16 protein-coding genes are annotated in these 18,121 nt (G+C 41.9%); 5 read left to right on the forward strand and 11 right to left on the reverse strand.

Annotated elements, in window-relative coordinates:
- Positions 1-92 precede the first annotated feature (92 nt).
- The 5 genes from arcA to NR125_RS00440 all read left to right on the forward strand — a co-directional run bounded on the left by arcA (position 93) and on the right by NR125_RS00440 (position 6,425).
- Complete coding sequence (gene arcA / locus NR125_RS00420; protein WP_256814617.1) at positions 93-1,328, forward strand: arginine deiminase; 1,236 nt, start codon at positions 93-95, stop codon at positions 1,326-1,328.
- A 295-nt stretch (positions 1,329-1,623) separates the two neighbouring features.
- A complete protein-coding gene (gene katA, locus NR125_RS00425) occupies positions 1,624-3,081 on the forward strand; it encodes a catalase KatA (RefSeq protein WP_071157751.1) in 1,458 nt (485 codons plus the stop codon).
- A gap of 204 nt (positions 3,082-3,285) precedes the next feature.
- Complete coding sequence (locus NR125_RS00430) at positions 3,286-3,483, forward strand: hypothetical protein (RefSeq protein WP_071157753.1); 198 nt, start codon at positions 3,286-3,288, stop codon at positions 3,481-3,483.
- A gap of 225 nt (positions 3,484-3,708) precedes the next feature.
- Positions 3,709-5,262: an ABC-F family ATP-binding cassette domain-containing protein gene (locus NR125_RS00435; protein ID WP_009334734.1), complete on the forward strand. Its 1,554-nt coding sequence runs from the start codon at positions 3,709-3,711 to the stop codon at positions 5,260-5,262.
- Between the two features lie 308 nt (positions 5,263-5,570).
- The gene (locus NR125_RS00440) at positions 5,571-6,425 is read left to right on the forward strand and encodes a DegV family protein (protein WP_019382980.1); all 855 of its coding nucleotides are present in this window, start codon (positions 5,571-5,573) and stop codon (positions 6,423-6,425) included.
- A gap of 42 nt (positions 6,426-6,467) precedes the next feature.
- Here the strand turns inward: NR125_RS00440 and NR125_RS00445 are convergent, their stop codons facing one another.
- The 11 genes from NR125_RS00445 to NR125_RS00495 form a co-directional block, all read right to left on the reverse strand.
- Positions 6,468-7,622 (reverse strand): homogentisate 1,2-dioxygenase, encoded by a 1,155-nt coding sequence (locus NR125_RS00445; protein WP_251175239.1) that lies wholly within the window; start codon positions 7,620-7,622, stop codon positions 6,468-6,470.
- A 10-nt stretch (positions 7,623-7,632) separates the two neighbouring features.
- The gene (locus NR125_RS00450) at positions 7,633-8,556 is read right to left on the reverse strand and encodes a fumarylacetoacetate hydrolase family protein (protein WP_019382978.1); all 924 of its coding nucleotides are present in this window, start codon (positions 8,554-8,556) and stop codon (positions 7,633-7,635) included.
- A 4-nt stretch (positions 8,557-8,560) separates the two neighbouring features.
- Positions 8,561-9,181, reverse strand: coding sequence for a flavin reductase family protein (locus NR125_RS00455; protein WP_019382977.1), 621 nt, complete (start codon positions 9,179-9,181; stop codon positions 8,561-8,563).
- Between the two features lie 5 nt (positions 9,182-9,186).
- Positions 9,187-10,281, reverse strand: coding sequence for a histidinol-phosphate transaminase (gene hisC, locus NR125_RS00460; RefSeq protein WP_019382976.1), 1,095 nt, complete (start codon positions 10,279-10,281; stop codon positions 9,187-9,189).
- A 149-nt stretch (positions 10,282-10,430) separates the two neighbouring features.
- Positions 10,431-11,546, reverse strand: coding sequence for a 4-hydroxyphenylpyruvate dioxygenase (hppD, locus tag NR125_RS00465; protein ID WP_009334741.1), 1,116 nt, complete (start codon positions 11,544-11,546; stop codon positions 10,431-10,433).
- 114 nt (positions 11,547-11,660) lie between these two features.
- Positions 11,661-13,103 carry a dihydrolipoyl dehydrogenase gene (gene lpdA / locus NR125_RS00470; protein WP_019382975.1) on the reverse strand — a complete coding sequence of 481 codons (1,443 nt, stop codon included), beginning with the start codon at positions 13,101-13,103 and terminating at the stop codon, positions 11,661-11,663.
- Positions 13,104-14,327, reverse strand: a complete 1,224-nt coding sequence (locus tag NR125_RS00475) for a dihydrolipoamide acetyltransferase family protein (protein ID WP_192908555.1) — start codon at positions 14,325-14,327, stop codon at positions 13,104-13,106.
- 11 nt (positions 14,328-14,338) lie between these two features.
- Positions 14,339-15,334 (reverse strand): alpha-ketoacid dehydrogenase subunit beta, encoded by a 996-nt coding sequence (locus NR125_RS00480; protein WP_009334744.1) that lies wholly within the window; start codon positions 15,332-15,334, stop codon positions 14,339-14,341.
- On the reverse strand, positions 15,334-16,401 hold the full coding sequence (gene pdhA / locus NR125_RS00485; RefSeq protein ID WP_019382973.1) for a pyruvate dehydrogenase (acetyl-transferring) E1 component subunit alpha: 1,068 nt from the start codon (positions 16,399-16,401) through the stop codon (positions 15,334-15,336). Before pdhA ends, NR125_RS00480 begins: the two co-directional genes overlap by 1 nt.
- A 74-nt stretch (positions 16,402-16,475) precedes the next feature.
- Positions 16,476-17,585: a Leu/Phe/Val dehydrogenase gene (locus NR125_RS00490; RefSeq protein ID WP_192908554.1), complete on the reverse strand. Its 1,110-nt coding sequence runs from the start codon at positions 17,583-17,585 to the stop codon at positions 16,476-16,478.
- An 87-nt stretch (positions 17,586-17,672) separates the two neighbouring features.
- Positions 17,673-18,062: a thioesterase family protein gene (locus NR125_RS00495; RefSeq protein WP_009334747.1), complete on the reverse strand. Its 390-nt coding sequence runs from the start codon at positions 18,060-18,062 to the stop codon at positions 17,673-17,675.
- Positions 18,063-18,121: the final 59 nt, after the last annotated feature.

The following is an 18,121-nucleotide window of genomic DNA, read 5'->3' on the forward strand; positions in this document are numbered from 1 at the left end:
CGCAAAATTGATCTGTTTACTCTATGAATACACAGGGAACCAATCAAACATAGAACAATAGGTCAGGCATTTAGCCTTTGGAGGTATTAATAATGAAACATCCGTTAAATGTAACTTCGGAAATTGGAGAATTAAAGACGGTCCTTCTGCATAGGCCGGGTAAGGAAATTGAAAATCTCACACCTCAATATTTGAAAAGACTTTTATTCGATGACATCCCCTTTTTGCCTGCCATTCAAAAAGAACATGATTATTTCGCCAATATACTAAGCAATCGGGGAATTGAGGTCTTATATCTCGATAAATTGATGACAGAAGCCATACAGCTGGACGAGACAAGAATGTCTTTTATTGAAAAGGTCTTATGGGAAAGTCAATCGAATATAAATGGTTCCTACGAAACTGTAAAAGATTATCTCTTATCTCTTCCGCCTGATGAGCTGGTAAAGAAAGTGATGTCAGGTGTCGTAAAATCGGATATTGATCAGGATAAGAAAATTCATCTTCATGAACTGATGCCTGATCATTATCCTTTTTATCTGGACCCAATGCCCAACCTTTATTTTACCCGGGATCCTGCAGCGGTAATAGGTGAAGGCATTACCATTAATCGAATGCATGAACCCGCAAGGAGACGGGAGTCCATTTTTATGGACTACATCATGAATCATCATCCCCGTTTTAATAAACATGAAATTCCTGCTTACTTTAATCGTGATGATCTTTACTCACTAGAAGGTGGAGATGAACTGATATTGAGCGATGAAGTAGTCGCCATTGGCGTCAGCGCAAGAACTTCTGCACAAGGGATAGAAAAACTTGCAAGGGAACTATTCACCCGCCAGAAATCCATTAAAAAAGTTGTGGCAGTTGAAATCCCCAAAATCCGTGCATTCATGCACCTGGATACTGTATTTACAATGATTGACCACGATAAATTCACCTACCATCCTGCTATTGAAGATAGAGATGGCAGTATGAAGATTTACATACTGGAACAGGAGGAGAATTCAGATCTTCTTAAAATTACAGAGAAAAACTCTTTGAAGATAACATTAAAAGAAGTTCTTAATCTTGATGAAATAGTGTTAATCCCTTGTGGAGGAGGCTGCCCGATTGCATCGGCACGCGAACAATGGAATGATGGATCCAATACACTCGCCATCGCTCCCGGTGTAGTTGTAACTTATGACCGGAATTATGTCTCAAACGACATCCTCCGTCAAAATGGGGTTGAGGTCATTGAAATTCTCAGCTCAGAACTCTCAAGAGGACGGGGTGGCCCAAGATGCATGAGCATGCCGATAATAAGAGAAAATATTAGCTAGTAAATCGGGCGGTTCCTTATACCGCCCGATTTTTTCATATGGATCCTCTAAATTCACATGAACATCCCCCTTCTGCTCCCATCCTTCCGAAAAAACCAGTTCTTTTAAGAAAAAACGCAAATATAAATATACTAATGCCGTTAAAAACAAGCATTCTCCTCCTCTTTTTATAAGAGCTTCTTCTTAAGAACTTATCTTTATTTATAATAATTATAAAAAAGTATTGATTTTACATTGAGAAATGTTATCATTATGAATGTAGCAAGCTATTAAACTTTTATGAGGTGATTATAGAATGGCAAATAAGAATAATCTAACTACAAGCTGGGGCGCCCCTGTTGGCGACAACCAAAATTCAATGACAGCTGGCTCTAGAGGGCCTACTTTAATTCAGGATGTACACTTGCTGGAAAAACTGGCCCATTTCAACAGGGAACGCGTACCTGAGCGGGTAGTTCACGCCAAAGGTGCTGGCGCACATGGCTATTTTGAAGTTACTAATGACCTCACTAAATATACAAAAGCCGCATTCCTATCAGAAGTAGGCAAAAAAACTCCTTTATTCGTCCGTTTCTCAACTGTTGCGGGTGAATTGGGCTCAGCTGATACTGTACGCGACCCACGCGGTTTTGCGGTTAAGTTTTATACAGAAGAAGGCAACTACGACCTTGTAGGGAACAATACGCCTGTATTCTTTATTCGGGATGCAATTAAATTCCCTGACTTCATTCATACACAAAAGCGTGATCCTAAGACACATTTAAAAAATCCGACAGCCGTTTGGGACTTCTGGTCCTTATCACCTGAATCGCTGCACCAGGTAACCATCTTAATGTCAGACCGCGGCATACCTGCAACCCTTAGACATATGCACGGATTCGGCAGCCATACATTTAAATGGGTAAATGAACAAGGTGAAGGTGTCTGGGTAAAGTATCATTTTAAAACGGAACAGGGCGTTAAAAACCTTAGCGTGGACGCTGCAGCGAAAATGGCTGGAGAAAACCCTGATTACCATACAGAGGATTTATTTAATGCAATTGAGAATGGCGATTTCCCATCATGGAAGCTATGCGTGCAAATCATGCCGCTTGAAGATGCGAATACTTACCGGTTCGATCCATTCGATGTAACAAAGGTATGGTCACAGAAAGACTATCCATTAATCGAAGTAGGACGCATGGTACTGAATAAAAACCCTGAAAACTACTTTGCTGAAGTTGAGCAGGCTACTTTCTCTCCTGGAACGCTCGTGCCGGGGATTGATGTTTCACCTGACAAGATGCTCCAGGGCCGTCTGTTCGCCTACCATGATGCACACCGCTACCGCGTAGGTGCGAACCATCAGATGCTGCCAATCAACCGACCTAAGAACGAAGTGCAAAACTATCAGCGTGACGGTCAGATGCGCTTTGACAACAATGGCGGAGGCTCTGTTTATTACGAGCCGAACAGCTTTGGAGGACCTACTGAGTCACCGGAGCACAAGCAGGCTGCATACCCTGTTTCCGGTTTAGCCGAAAGTGTTGCATATGATCATAACGATCACTACACACAAGCCGGTGATCTATACCGCTTAATGAGTGAAGAGGAACGCTCCCGTCTTGTGGCAAACATTGTTGCTGCCATGAAGCCTGTAGAAAAAGAAGAAATTAAGCATCGCCAGATACAGCATTTCTTTAAAGCGGATCCTGATTATGGTACACGTATTGCTAAAGGTCTTGGCCTGGCAGTTCCGCAGGGAGTTAAGTGAACCATTAAAATTAGCGAAAGGTGCCAATAACCTAATTGGCACCTTTTTTCCGGGTGAAGTGTTAGTGTGCCCCCCCTATTTGCTGATCCCCAACATAACTTCCTTCCTGGTTATCCTTTGTCTTCCTTGTGTAAGATTGGCTTCATGTCCATCTAAAGAAGCTTCCTGTCCCCCCTGCCCATTACAAGCAAGAGGAGGAACTAAATGAAGGAACAGCCAAAATGGCAGATGCCACCCCTTAAGAGCATGAGGAGCATCTTGAAAAAATGGGCGAAGTCCAGGACCATCTTAATGATGGCGGCTTTTTATTCTCTGGATATTAAAATTGAGAAAGCAGCGCGGGTGGTCTCCCTTTGGAAATGGTCCTTCAAGGTTATCTTGGGAAATAGAAATAATAGCTAAATCAGGGAATTATATGGATTCCGTGATTTAGCAGATTCTTTCCACCTATATTTCAATGCCTTAAAATCAACATCCAGCTATAATAGAGCCTTTAATTAAGAAAGGGCAGACTCCAACTTATCCCAATAATCGAATTACATGTTTCACAAGAAATAACTTTAGATAGAAAAAACAGTATAAATCTAGTAAGATATCCACATGGAATATTAGAGAAGGGGTAAAAAAATGAGCGTATTAAATGTACAAAATTTAAGTCACGGTTTCGGTGATCGTGCGATTTTCAATGATGTGTCTTTTCGACTTTTAAAAGGTGAACACGTTGGACTAGTTGGGGCAAATGGTGAGGGTAAGTCTACTTTCATGAATATTGTTACCGGGAAGTTACAACCCGACGAGGGGAAAGTTGAGTGGTCACGAAAAGTTCGTGTTGGTTACTTAGATCAGCATGCTGTACTTAAAAAAGGCACTACGATGCGTGACGCTTTGAGTACTGCTTTTCAATATCTTTTTGATGCTGAATCAGAGATCAATGAACTTTATGCAAAAATGGGTGATGAAGGTGCTGATATCGATGCATTACTTGCAGAAGTTGGCGAGCTGCAAGAAACTTTAGATAGTAATGATTTCTATCAAATTAACTCAAAAGTTGAGGAAGTTGCTCGTGGCCTAGGATTAGACGATGTTGGACTTGATCGTGATATAGATGATCTCAGCGGTGGGCAGCGTACGAAAGTTTTGCTAGCTAAGCTTTTGCTGGAAAAACCTGAAATCCTATTACTAGACGAGCCTACAAACTATTTGGATGAACAGCATATCGAATGGTTGAAGCGCTATTTACAGGAATATGAGAATGCATTTATCTTGATTTCACATGATATTCCATTCTTGAACAATGTTGTTAACTTGATCTATCACATGGAAAACCAAGAGTTGAATCGCTATGTTGGTGACTATGATAACTTCTTAAAAGTATATGAAATGAAAAAGCAGCAGCTAGAGGCTGCATACAAGCGTCAACAACAAGAAATTGCTGATTTAAAGGATTTTGTTGCTCGCAACAAGGCAAGTGTTGCGACTCGTAATATGGCGATGTCTCGTCAAAAGAAGCTCGACAAAATGGAAATTATTGAATTGGGGAGAGAGAAGCCGAAACCAGAGTTTATTTTCAAAGAAGCTCGTGCAGCTAGTCGCTGGATTTTCACGACTGAAGATCTTGTTATTGGTTACAATGAACCACTTTCACGCCCTCTGAATTTAAAAATGGAACGCGGACAAAAAATTGCATTCGTGGGAGCTAACGGTATTGGTAAGTCTACTCTTTTAAAAAGTATTCTTGGATTGATTAGTCCCATTTCGGGTAAAGTGGAACGCGGTGAGTATCAATACATCGGTTACTTCGAGCAGGAAGTTAAGCAGGCCAACTACAACACTTGTATTGAAGAGATTTGGAGCGAGTTCCCTAGTATGAATCAGGCTGAAGTTCGTGCTGCTCTTGCAAAATGCGGATTAACCACGAAACATATTGAAAGTAAAATCGAAGTCCTTTCTGGCGGCGAAAAAGCCAAAGTTCGATTGTGTAAAATTTTAAACACAGAAACGAATTTATTAATTCTAGACGAACCTACCAACCACTTGGATGTGGAAGCAAAAGAAGAGTTAAAGCGAGCTTTAAAGGCATATCGCGGAAGTATCTTGATGGTATCCCACGAACCTGATTTCTATCGTGAAATTGCGACCGATATTTGGAATTGTGAGGATTGGACTACGAAAGTTTTTTAATTTCAATAAACAAGTTTAAATGGTATTAGGTCAATAAAGTAGACATAATCACAATCCCCTGCGGCGCAGGGGATTTTTTCATTTCAGGTCGCCATTTTATCAGGTTCAAACATTGTTCACAAAAAATTCGTATTTACCTTCAAGTGCTACAAATAAACATTCTATTAAGATACTCTGGCCATTTCCTATATATGGACCACTCAAAAGCAATACAGGCAATGATTTCTTCGTGTATAATAAGGGAAGTTTTCAATAATGGAAGCGGTTGATTTTGGTGAAAAATAATTGGCAAAGGACTTATAACATCCATGACAAAAAAGAAGATTGCCTGGATAACAGACAGCACTGCTTATATTTCTGAGGATCTGCTCGAACACCCTGATGTTTATATTGTGCCTCTATTAATAACATTCGGTGAGGAGTCATTTGAAGATGGTATTGATTTAAACACAGATCAGCTGTACAGCCGGATCCGGACTGAAAAAGAAGTTCCTAAAACTTCACAGCCTTCTGCCGGGAGATTTGCTGAACTATTTGAAACATTGAAGATTGAATATGATGCTGCGGTCGCTGTACATGTTTCCAGCAAATTAAGCGGTACGATGAACAGCTGCCTGGCCGGATCTGAGCTGGCAGGGTTCCCTGTTTCGGCAGTTGATTCAAAATGCATGTCTTATGCTATTACGTCTTTAATCTACAAAGGATTAAAGCTTGCTGAAAATGAAATGCCAGTACATAAGATTGCTGAAATCCTTCAAAGTGAGGCAGACAAATCTGAGAATTATATCTTGCTTGGCAGCCTTGAGCAATTTTATAAAGGCGGCAGAATGTCAGGAACACAATATCTGCTGGGAAGCATATTAAAAATAAAGCCAATAATCCGCATTAACCGGGACGGTGCGTTTGAATTGTTTGATAAAGTCCGTTCGGATAAAAAAGCAATTAAAAGAATGATAGAATTGCTCGGGGATGCTTACGAAAGCCACACCATTCCTCAGGTTCAAATCATGCATGGGAATGTGCGGGGCAAAGCGGAGGAACTGGCAGAGGAAATCAAATCACACTTTCCCCGCCTCGATATTATCATTGGTGAAATAAGCTCAACCATTGCTGCCCATGCAGGCGAAGGTACAATCGCCATCATTTGGCAGAATGAAAAGTAGAAAAAAGCACTCTCCCTACGGAAAAAGGGAAAGTGCTTTTTTCTATTCAATCCATGTATACATGTACTTTTCATCTTCTATTAACTTAGCTTTTTTCACCAATTTTAATGGCCTGAATGTATCAATCATAACAGCAAGCTCAAGAGTTTCCTTTTTGCCAATGCTTGCTTCAGTCTTCCCGGGATGAGGGCCATGAGGAATCCCGCTCGGATGAAGAGTGATGGAGCCTTCCCTGATACCCTTTCTGCTCATAAAGTTGCCTTCCACATAATAAAGCAGTTCATCACTATTGACATTGCTGTGATAGTAAGGGGCAGGGATGGCCTCTGGATGGTAGTCATATAATCTGGGAACAAAAGAACATACAACAAAATTATGTCCTTCAAATGTCTGATGAACTGGCGGGGGCTGATGGACCCTCCCAGTAATCGGTTCAAAGTCTTCAATATTAAATACCCACGGATAGAGATAGCCGTCCCAGCCTTCCACATCAAGCGGATGATGATTCAGGATATGAGAATGCAAATATCCCCTTGTTTTCGTAATGACTTCATGTTCCCCTTTTTGATCATATGTTTCCAAGGTCTCTGGTCCCCGAATATCTCTTTCACAGAAAGGACTATGTTCGAGCAGCTGCCCATATTCATTTCGATATCTTCTTGGTGTTGTAATTTGGCTGAAGGACTCCACCAGGAGTACTTTTGTCAATTGCTCATGGTCCGGAATCACCCTGTAAATAGTGCCTATCGGAATTATGACATAGTCCCCTGGACGATAGGTTAAGGTTCCGAACATAGTCTCAATTTTTCCTGTTCCATAGTGAATGTAAAGCATCTCATCGCCATCCCCATTCCGGTAAAAGCTCTTCATCGGCTCTGTAATATTTATAGTGCCTATTAAAAGATCATCATTCCCAAGCAGATATTCCCGGGCTGAAAGTGCATTTCCTTTCTTTTCGATTTGATCTGTGAACAAATGGCGGTGCTTCAAGCTTTCCTGCTCCTCATACTCGGGAACATATTTTCCTATCAGCTCAGTACGTGCTACTTCTGTCGGCATGTAGTGATGATAAAGAATGGATTGGGTGCCGGAAAAACCTTTTGTCCCCATAACCTGTTCCCTGAAAAGGGTTCCATCCGATTTTTTGAAAGTCGTATGCCGTTTGTGCGGGATTCTTCCCATTTGGCGATAAAACATGTTTTCCACCTCACTTGTTTGCAATTCGATTTTTTAAGACTCCCAGATTTCCAATCTCAAGCTCAACTTCATCCCCTTGTTCAAGCCAGCGGTGCACATCTGTGCCAAGCTCAAGGATGCAGCCGCTGCCAACAGTCCCAGAGCCTATCATTTCACCAGGGCAAAGGGTTACACCGTCAGAAGCCCGCTCAATCATTTCGTAAAAAGAATAGTAGAGATCCTGCATATTCCCCTCTGAGAGAAGAGTTCCATTTACTTTTGCTGTCATCGGCAAATCATAGCCGTTTTCAACACGGAAATGCTCCAGCTCATCTTTTGTAACGATATATGGCCCTGTACTAGTGGCAAAATCCTTCCCTTTTGCAGGGCCAAGACCTACCTTCATTTCTTTGCGCTGAATGTCTCTTGCGCTCCAATCATTCAAGATGCAATAACCAAAAATATAATCATCCGCTTCAGAAGCTTTGATATCCCTTCCTTCTTTTCCAATGATACAGGCAATTTCCAGCTCATAATCAAGCCATTTGCATTGACTGGGGCGTGAAATTTCTTCATTCGGCCCCTTGATGCTTAAATGATTTGAGAAATAAAAAACTGGTATGTCATACCATTCGGGTATCATATCAAGTCCGCGGTTAGCTCTTGCCGTTTTTACATGTTCCTCGAAAGCATAGAAATCCCGGAAGCTTTTTGGATTTGGAAGTGGTGCTTTTAAGGTGACTTCCGATAAAGAATATACCCCTCTATCAGTGTCCTTCAGTTTTTTGCTGGTTGATAAGTATTCCATAAAAAATTCATGGTTCTCCAGGAATGCCAGCATGGTTTTGGGAAGAACACCATTGGTCGCTTCATGCATATCAACGGCATACTCCTTATTCTTCAGCCAGCCAGCTCTAATGGATCCATCTGATTTTTGAAAAGTTATGAATTTCATAGCATCACCTTGGCTCTGTTTTTCGGATTAATTCAAATACATCCGTCATCGGCCTGGTATAAATATGTCCTGCCATTCGGCCAACTGGCTTTAGTTTCTCAGAATTAATCCTTCCATTTTCATATAGCTCTTCAGCAACATGCACATGCTCCACTTTACCAATCACCAGGCTTCCTGAGCCAGGTCGTTCTCCAAAATGAAGTACCTGATGGAGACTGCATTCCAAGTGAACTTTTGATTCTTTCACACGAGGAGGATTCACAGCGGCACTTTTTTCTTTAGTGAGCCCAGCGGCGACCAGTTCGTCTGTACCAGCCGGGTAATCCGCTGCACAAATATTCATCTTTTCGGTAAAGTCTTCACTGACTATGTTAATAACGAATTCCTTTGTTTCTTCGATATTGGCAAGCGTGTCTTTCTTTGAGCCATCTGTCCCTTTTCGCATCGGAGAAAAACAAATCAGCATCGGATCTGCACATATGGCAGTAAAAAAGCTAAATGGAGCTGCATTTACATTTCCATCCGCATCCATAGTGGTAACAAACGCAATGGGACGCGGCAGGATAGAACCAACCAGCAGCTTATAAGCGTCATTCCATTCCAGACTGGCAGGATTTAATTCCATACACCTTACACCGCCTTTTCATTTAGAAGTTTGTTTATCACATCCATGGCTGCTTCATTATCTTCCCTTGTGCCTAAAGTCATCCGAAAAGCATCAAGATATCCCTCAAGCTTCATTTGCCGGACAACTAAGCCATTGGCAATCAAGTTCTCCGCTATTGGATACTGACTAAAAATATAAATAAAGTTGGTTTGGGAAGGAAAAAAGCGAACCTGTAAATCATTTAACTTCTGACTCACAAATTTCATCTCTTTGGCATTTTTTTCAGCACATTCCCTTATAAAGCCTTGGTCATGTAATGCCGCTGCAGCGGCTGCCTGTGCTAGATGATTGACATTAAAAACATCTTTCACCTTATGAAGCTCATTCACTATCTCGAAATCCATGATTCCATAGCCGACACGGAGACCGGCAAGACCGTAAATTTTGGAAAAAGTCCTCAGAATGATTAAATTCGGCTTCTTTTCCAAAAGTGAAATAGAGTCAAGATAATCTGAAGATTGCACATATTCATAGTAAGCTTCATCTAGAATAATCAAGATATTCGAAGGAACTTTTTCGATGAATTGCAGAAGTTCTGTTTTACCGACTATGGTTCCTGTAGGGTTGTTGGGATTGCAGATAAATATCATTTTTGTTTTTTTGCTGACCTGTGCATACATGGCATTTAGATTATGTGTGCCATTTTGCAGCGGGACAGTAATAGCACTGCCTCCTTCAATCAGGACGTTTGTTTCATAGCGAGGAAAGGTCATCTGTGCCATAATAGCCTCGTCTCCAGTGCTTATGTATGCTCTAGTCAATAAACGGATGATTTCTTCTGATCCATTGCTTACAAGAAATTTATCTTGATTTATATTGTAGAATCCGGCCAGTTTGCGCTTGAGCAGGGAAACAGTTCCGTCCGGATAAAAATAAAGGCTATTCATCGCCTTGCTGATGCTGTTCTTTACTTCTGGTGAACAGCCATACACATTTTCATTATCAGACATTTTCCGGACAGCCATTAAATTGAACTTTTCTTTGATCTCTTCCGGCGAGCTGCCAAGCGGATAAGAAACAATCTTCTCCACGGCGCTTTTTGTCTGGATTCTGGCCATCTGTGTTGCCTCCTTCTTAATTATTAAAAAAGGGAGAAAGTATCTCCCCCTCAAAAATAAAAAATACATAATCTTGGAATTCCATTACTGTTTAACTGCTGCGCCTACCCCCCTCATGGTGAAGGGGGCGGGGCATTCCTCTTTTCTATTTATAAGTTTCCCCGTCTTTCCTGCTCGCGTTCAATTGATTCGAAGAGTGCTTTAAAGTTGCCTTCACCAAATCCCCGTGCACCTTTACGCTGAATGACTTCAATGAATAGGGTCGGACGGTCTACAATTGGCTTAGTGAAAATTTGAAGCAAATACCCTTCGTCGTCACGGTCGACGAGAATGTTTAATTCTTTCAATTTATCAATCTCTTCATCAATCTTTCCTACACGTTCAGAAAGCATTTCATAGTAAGAATCAGGTGTACTTAAAAACTCCACCCCATTCTTGCGAAGGATGCTGACAGTGCTGACGATATCCTCTGTCAGGATCGCCAGATGCTGCACACCAGGCCCGTTGTAGTATTCCAGATATTCCTCAATCTGGGATTTGCGCTTCCCTTCTGCAGGTTCATTAATCGGAAACTTTATCCTGCCGCCATTATGCATAACCTTGGACATCAGTGCGGAATATTCTGTTGTAATGTCTTTATCTGTAAAGTGTTTCATTTCCTTAAAGCCCATTACATTTGCATAATAATTAACCCATTCCTCCATTCTTTCTACGTTTCCAACCACATGGTCGATTCCGATAAAACCGGCATCTTCAAATGGAACTTCAGTTTGATAAGGCTCAAAGCCAGGCATAAATACCCCTTTATAGTCATTTCGTTCGACAAGTGTGTGAATTGTATCCCCATATGTACCAATAACTGCTTTTTTTACTGTGCCATGCTCATCCTTTATCTCAAAAGGCGGCTGTATTTCAATTGCGCCTCTTTCGACTGCAGCATTGTAGGCTGTTTCAACATCATCGACTGCTAAAGCAATATCTTTTACGCCATCCCCATGCTTTTTAATGAAATTCGATACTCTGGAACTGTCATTTAAAGTTCCGGTTATAACGAGGCGGATCTTTCTTTGCTGAAGAACATAAGACACCGTTTCCCTATTGCCTGTTTCCAAACCAGAATATGCAACTGGCTTAAAGCCGAAAGCCGTGCAGAAATAATGGCAGGACTGTTTCGCATTCCCAGAGTAGATTTCTAAATAATCTACCTCCTTCACTGGAAAGAAATCGGCTTTCTTTTGCTCCCTTAACATTTTTTCATCTTGCATACTAACGCCTCCATTTCAAATATTAGTAATATTTTGAATTTATCATATATGAAACCTGCAAACGTTCTCAAGAGTTCAAGTTAAAGCTATAATGCACTTCTGCATTAAAGTAAGTTACACTTTTAATTTTTGCTCATTTATGCTTTTGGGCGGGATGTGAATAGCCTGATTCCTTAAAGCTTCTACAGCTTCAAGCAAGCCTTCATTTACACTGGGATGGGGATAGTTCGGGAAAATTAGATCTTCATCCCTGGCAGCCATTTCCAATGCCGTAATGCCGGCTGAAATTAGCTCTATTGCCCCGGTGCCTACCATGTGGATTCCCAGAAGAACTTGCTTTTCCTTGCAGCTGATCACTTTTATAAATCCTTCTTTTTTTCCGGACAAAGTGCTGAATCCGTTGGCAGACAATGAAAATTGGCCAATTTCAATATCGTTGCCCAAGTTAATTGCTTCCTTTTCCGTTAACCCGGCACTCGCAATAGCAGGCTGTGTATGAGCTACTATCGGGATGAAATGGAAATCTGATTGAGATTGAATCCCTGCAATCGCTTCTGCAGCTGTTTTTCCTTGTTTAATTGCTTTAACAGCAAGTGCAGGGCCTTCTGTAACATCGCCGACAGCAAAGATATGTTTCTGTGTTGTCCGGCTTTGAGCATCCACCTTAATAAACCCCGCTGCACATTGTTCAACCCCTATTCGGGAAAGACCCAGCTGATTGGTGTTTGGTCTGATTGTAGTTGAAACAAATAAATGTGTGCCTGAAATTGTTTCTATTTTTCCCTTCAATTCAAAAGTTACTGTAAACATGTCCTCCTTAAACTGTAATTCCAATACTTCCGAATTTCTTACAACGTCTATCTTTTTCTTTTTTAAAATCCTCTTCAGTTCCCGGCAAATGGATTGATCGAAATCAAAATCCTCTTTCCCATCATCAAGGATCATAGTTACTTTGGATCCCAGGGCCTGAAAAGCCATACCAATTTCAAGCGCAATATAGTCACTGCCATAGATTAATAGTTTATCGGGTATTTCACTCAAATCCGAAATGGAATGCTGATCAAATACCAGTTCACTTAACTCTCTGGTCCAAGGTGGTTTTTCTGGTGTTCCGCCGGTCGCAATGATTGCATTCCTGAATCTGAAAACATCAAATTTGTCTCCTTTTTCGATGCCAACCTTATCCTCAGACAGAAAAAAAGCTGACCCAATAAGTATTTCAATTTTATTGGCTTTACAGAGCGCTTCAACTCCTGTGCGGAGCTGTTCAATTTTCTTCTGTTTGTATTGCTGAAGCTTATTGAAATTAAACGATATATCTCCTCCTTCAAGCCCCCAATTTTTCCCCTCTAGAAATGAAGTGAATTTTTCTGCAGACTGTGTAAGGATCTTTGAAGGTATGCAGCCTTTATTTAAACAAATCCCGCCAAGCTGGTCCTGTTCAACCAAGGTAACACTGCGTCCAAGCTGAGCGGCACGGATCGCAGCATGATACCCTCCGGGGCCGCCTCCGATAATGATGACATCGCGCTCATGTGCCAGTTCTCCAACTACCATTTATACCATCTCCAGAACAAGCATTTTTGGATTTTTAATCAGTTCAGCAAACCGGTTAGTAAAGCGAACAGCTGTCGCCCCGTCTGCAACTCTATGATCAAAAGACATAGAAATATTCATCATTGACCGGATCACAATCTGGTCATCGTCTGTGACAACAGGCAACTTTTTTGTTTTATGAAATGATACCAGTGCGGTTTGCGGATGCTGAATAATCGGTGTCGCTCCAAAGCTTCCGCCCAGGGGTCCCACATTGCTGATCGTGAATGTCCCGCCAGATATTTCTTTTACAGAAAGCTTATTTTCCACCGCCTTTTCTGTGAGCTGTTTCATTTCCGCATGAATTTCTCTGATTGTTTTGTTCTCAACATGCTTAATGACCGGAACGATGAGCCCCTCATCCGTATCAACCGCAATACCGATATGGTGTACACTTGCTAAATGTATTTCTTCCTTTTCTTCATGCAGGACTGCATTGAACACAGGAAATTCTTTCAGGCATATTGACAATGCCTTCAGGAAAAAGGCTGTTGCAGATATATTTTGGTTTTGGTTTTTTAGTTCTTTTCTGAAAGTGATCAGCTCGGTTACATCGATTTCTTCAAAATGGGTGCAATGTGGAATGGTATAGAGGGATTGTGCCATTTTTCTGGCAATCTGTTTCCTTCTGCCCCTAAACGGAATGATTCCTTTTTCAGCAGGAGGGCTTAATATTGTATCCATCGAAACCGCTGGCTCCTGTTCAGCTGGGTCAGGCTTACTCTGTCCGGATGCTAAGTATTGATAGATGTCTTCATCCAAAATACGTCCGGCAGGACCTGTCCCTGTAATATTCTCAATGTCTATCGAATTTTCCCGTGCTATTTTTCTCGTAAATGGAGATGCAAGCACCCGTTTTCCTTTGAATGAGGCAAAAGATTGCAATGGCTCCTTCAGCTTATGAGAGTTTGCAGGATGAGAAGTGACCTTCACTTTCTCCATGCCATCATGTCCCGACGCCTCTAAAATTAAAATGGTCGTCCCCACTGTAATCGTCTCGCCGGGCTCCACTTTAAATTCCTTAATAATTCCCGCTCTGGGAGCAGGTATTTCAGCAGTCATTTTATCAGTCTGTACTTCAACTAGCGGATCATCGGCTTTCACTGCATCCCCTGGTTTGACTAAAAAGCAATTGATTTCTGCTTCTGTCATGCCTTCTCCAATATCGTGAAGTTTCACTTCCATGGCTTCTCCTCCTAAAACTTCATAACTTTTTCTATTGCTTGCTGGATCCTTGCCGGAGTTGGCAGGTAATGGTCCTCAAAACCGAAATATGGCACTGGTGCATCAAATCCAGTAACCCTTTCAACCGGTGCTTTCTGATATAAAAACGATGTATCATTAATGATGGCAAGCACATCATTTCCTACTCCACCGGTAGCATGAGCTTCATGGACAATGACTGTTCTCCCTGTCTTTTGGACAGATTCTGCGATCATATCTTTATCCAGAGGGAAAAGGGTCCTTAAATCAATCACATCACAATGAGTGTTCTTTTCTTTCATCAGCTCTGCCGCTTTCATAGCCTCAGGCACCATGGCTCCCCACGTAATGACCGTCACATCATCACCCTCCATGAGCTTATTGCCTTTTCCAATTTCAATGCTATACTTCCCTTCAGGAACTTCCTCCTTGGCCGAACGATAGCAGCGCATGGGCTCAAGAAACAGAACTGGATCCGGGTCTTCAATGGCAGCAATCAGCAGTCCTTTCGCATCATAAGGACTGGATGGGCAGACTACCTTAATGCCAGGCATATGTGTAAAAATGGCTTCCGTTGAATCACAGTGAATTTCAGGAGCCCTTACACCTGCACCATACGGAGCCCTTATAACCATCGGAACAGTAAAATGTCCCATCGTCCTCATTCGGATCCTCGAAGCATGAGTCATGATTTGTTCATATGCAGGATAAATAAAGCCCAGAAACTGAATTTCAATCACAGGTAAAAACCCATTTACAGCCATGCCAATCCCCGCTCCGACAAAACCCGCTTCACTTAAAGGAGTATCAATAACACGGCCTTCGCCATACTTAGCCTGAAGACCATCAGTTGCACGAAAAACACCACCGTTCTTTCCGATATCTTCGCCCAGCAGCAAAACCTCTTCCTTTTCATTCAGCATAATATCCAGGGCATCGGTAATGGCTTGAACCAATGTCATGGTTTTTGCTTCAACTGCCGTTTTCATTATTGGCCACCTCCTATCAGCTTCAGGTACTCTTCTTTCTGCTGCTTGATTTGCCATGTCGGCTCTGCAAAGACATGATCAAAGATAACTGCTGGATCGGCAGGAGGGAAATCTTCCATTTCGGCAATAGCCTTATCTATTTCATCTGCTGCTTTCTTTTCAATGGTCTGCACCCATTTCTCATCAAATCTCCCCATATTCTTCATCCAGCGCTCTAGTCTTAAAATGGGGTCAGTCTCCTGTCTTCTATTGCTGCTTTCGGATTGATCACGGTACTTAGATGGATCATCTGCAGTGGTGTGTGCCCCATACCGCCACGTAACTGCTTCGATTAGTGTCGGCCCTTCACCTTTACGGGCCCTTTCTAATGCATTTAAGGTTTCAAAATAAACCATGAAAACATCATTGCCATCGATTCTGACTCCCGGAATATCATATGCCAGGGCTTTTTGGGCGATTGTTTTTGAATTCATTTGCTTGTTAAAAGGAACAGAGATGGCGTATTGATTGTTTTGATTAAAAAAGACAACCGGCGCTTTAAAAACGCTGGCGAAATTCAACCCCTCATGAAAATCCCCTTCGGAAGTAGCACCATCTCCAAAATAAGCAATAGCAGCATTTGCTGTGCCTTTTTTCCTTTCTGCGAATGCAGCTCCTGCTGCATGAGGGATTTGTGTCGCAATCGGGATGGCCGGAGGAAAAATTTTCTTTCCGTCAGGCGGAACACACCCTTCATTTCTTCCGTTCCAGAACAACAGGATATTTCGCAGTGAGTGGCCAAAGGTCATAGCTGCTCCGTGGTCGCGATAGGTAGGAAACATCCAATCGTTCTCCCTTAGGGCAGCAGCAGTTCCGACCTGGGAAGCCTCCTGTCCTTCATAAGGTGCATATGTGCCTATCCTGCCTTGGCGCTGGAGTGAAATAGCCTTGCGGTCAAAAATACGGATTCTTACCATATTTCTATAAAACTCTTTTACAAGTTTTTCAGTTATTTTTTCTTCATAATCGGAATTGATGATGTTTCCATTTTCGTCCATTATCCGCCTGATCGGAAAGTGATTTTCCATCTTCTCACCCTTTGGCTATTTAATTATTTTTATCACTTTTATAAGGTACATATATTGTTATCCAAGTAAAAAAATTAGGTTCTTACTGACCACTTCGGGCGTTTCATATGGGAGAAAAAGCTATTTCTGCGTGTGCGCGCTTCAATACGGCTCTCGCAGAATTGGTTGGATGCTTCCACGGTTGTTATACCATTTGCTTCAGCATGTTCGTAGATGTTCAGAAGAGAGTTATAAATAGCTTTTGTTTTGCGGAGTACCCTTTCTTTATTAGGTGTGTATAATTCGTCTGCGACCTGGATTAATCCCCCTGCATTCACAATATAATCGGGTGCGTATAATATGCTCTTATCTTTAAGGATTTGACCATGGCGCATATCCTTAAGCTGGTTATTGGCAGAGCCTACGATTGCTTTTACTTTAAGCAAACCGATTGTGTCATCATTAATGATCCCGCCCATTGCACATGGAACAAAAAAGTCTGCCTGGGCCTCATATATTTCATTGCCGGAAAGTACCTTCACCCCGGCACCAATTTCTTTCGCTTTACTGAGAAGCTGGTCGATTGCCTGCCGGCTGATATCTGTCACAAATAAATCTGCCCCTTCCTCCAGCAGTCTTTCTGCCACTTTATATCCAACTTTCCCCAGTCCCTGAATGGCATAACTTTTGCCTGAAAGGTCGTCTGTACCAGTCAGTGCTTTATTGGTTGCCTGCAGACCATAAATAACTCCATGCGCAGTTGGGACCGAAGAATCGCCGCTTCCTCCATAAACCTCATCAACACCTACAATGCAATTCGTTTCCTTTAGGGCATGAACAAAATCTTCTGTAGAAGTACCCATGTCTGTTCCTGTATAGAAGCGCCCGTTCAAGGATTCTACAAATTGGCCAAAAGCACGGAATAGTTCGGGTGTTTTATCTTTTAATGGATCCCCGATAATTACAGCCTTCCCGCCTCCAAAGTCACAATCGGCAGCTGCACATTTATAGGTCATGCCTTTTGATAATCGGAGGACATCTTCAAGGGCCTCATCCACACTGTTGTATGGAAACATACGGCATCCTCCCAAAGCCGGCCCCAATCTAGTGCTGTGGATTGCAATGATAGCCTTTAAACCGGTTGATTCATCGTTGCAGAAAACAACTTGTTCATGATCTTTAATTTTTTGAAACATATCTGTCATTTCATTCTCCCCTTTATTCATGATAGCGCTTACAATAAAATTAAATAAAAATGCCTTTTTTGTTTAGGCTCAGCTGCATCTAATCTTTTAATCTCTCTTTAACATTTCTGCAATCCTGCTTTTCTTCAGAATTACCTGTTTGACTTCACCTTCGCCAGCCAGTATTTTTCCATTATGGACTGTAACAGTTGAGTAAACTGAATTTCCATCCAGCTTGGATACGGTAGCCGTTATGATAATGGATGAGCCTTCAGGTGAAGGGGATAAATGCCTGGCAGAAACAGCTCCCCCGATCCCTTCTTCTTCCTCATCCAAGTAGGGGATGATCAGCAGGCGTGATGCCCATTCCATGTGATAGATCATCGTTACGGTTGAATAGGCAGGATGAATGACCTCCCCTTCAAACTGTGCGAACATCTCAGGGGAAACCACTGCATGGACAACTGCCTGGTTCCCAATTTGCAGCCCAGGTTTCATACCATCCCTCCTGTAATACATAAAATATGTATGACGTTTATTTAACGATATGATACCAT

The sequence above is a fragment of the Cytobacillus sp. Bac17 genome (assembly GCF_024519925.1).
Classification (GTDB): domain Bacteria; phylum Bacillota; class Bacilli; order Bacillales; family Cytobacillaceae; genus Cytobacillus; species Cytobacillus pseudoceanisediminis.

Coding starts and splice junctions, on each gene's coding strand:
- arcA (WP_256814617.1), top strand. CDS start 93: ATGAAACATCCGTTAAATGTAACTTCGGAAATTGGAGAATTAAAGACG.
- katA (WP_071157751.1), top strand. CDS start 1,624: ATGGCAAATAAGAATAATCTAACTACAAGCTGGGGCGCCCCTGTTGGC.
- NR125_RS00430 (WP_071157753.1), top strand. CDS start 3,286: ATGAAGGAACAGCCAAAATGGCAGATGCCACCCCTTAAGAGCATGAGG.
- NR125_RS00435 (WP_009334734.1), top strand. CDS start 3,709: ATGAGCGTATTAAATGTACAAAATTTAAGTCACGGTTTCGGTGATCGT.
- NR125_RS00440 (WP_019382980.1), top strand. CDS start 5,571: ATGACAAAAAAGAAGATTGCCTGGATAACAGACAGCACTGCTTATATT.
- NR125_RS00445 (WP_251175239.1), bottom strand. CDS start 7,622: ATGTTTTATCGCCAAATGGGAAGAATCCCGCACAAACGGCATACGACT.
- NR125_RS00450 (WP_019382978.1), bottom strand. CDS start 8,556: ATGAAATTCATAACTTTTCAAAAATCAGATGGATCCATTAGAGCTGGC.
- NR125_RS00455 (WP_019382977.1), bottom strand. CDS start 9,181: ATGGAATTAAATCCTGCCAGTCTGGAATGGAATGACGCTTATAAGCTG.
- hisC (WP_019382976.1), bottom strand. CDS start 10,281: ATGGCCAGAATCCAGACAAAAAGCGCCGTGGAGAAGATTGTTTCTTAT.
- hppD (WP_009334741.1), bottom strand. CDS start 11,546: ATGCAAGATGAAAAAATGTTAAGGGAGCAAAAGAAAGCCGATTTCTTT.
- lpdA (WP_019382975.1), bottom strand. CDS start 13,103: ATGGTAGTTGGAGAACTGGCACATGAGCGCGATGTCATCATTATCGGA.
- NR125_RS00475 (WP_192908555.1), bottom strand. CDS start 14,327: ATGGAAGTGAAACTTCACGATATTGGAGAAGGCATGACAGAAGCAGAA.
- NR125_RS00480 (WP_009334744.1), bottom strand. CDS start 15,334: ATGAAAACGGCAGTTGAAGCAAAAACCATGACATTGGTTCAAGCCATT.
- pdhA (WP_019382973.1), bottom strand. CDS start 16,401: ATGGAAAATCACTTTCCGATCAGGCGGATAATGGACGAAAATGGAAAC.
- NR125_RS00490 (WP_192908554.1), bottom strand. CDS start 17,585: ATGACAGATATGTTTCAAAAAATTAAAGATCATGAACAAGTTGTTTTC.
- NR125_RS00495 (WP_009334747.1), bottom strand. CDS start 18,062: ATGAAACCTGGGCTGCAAATTGGGAACCAGGCAGTTGTCCATGCAGTG.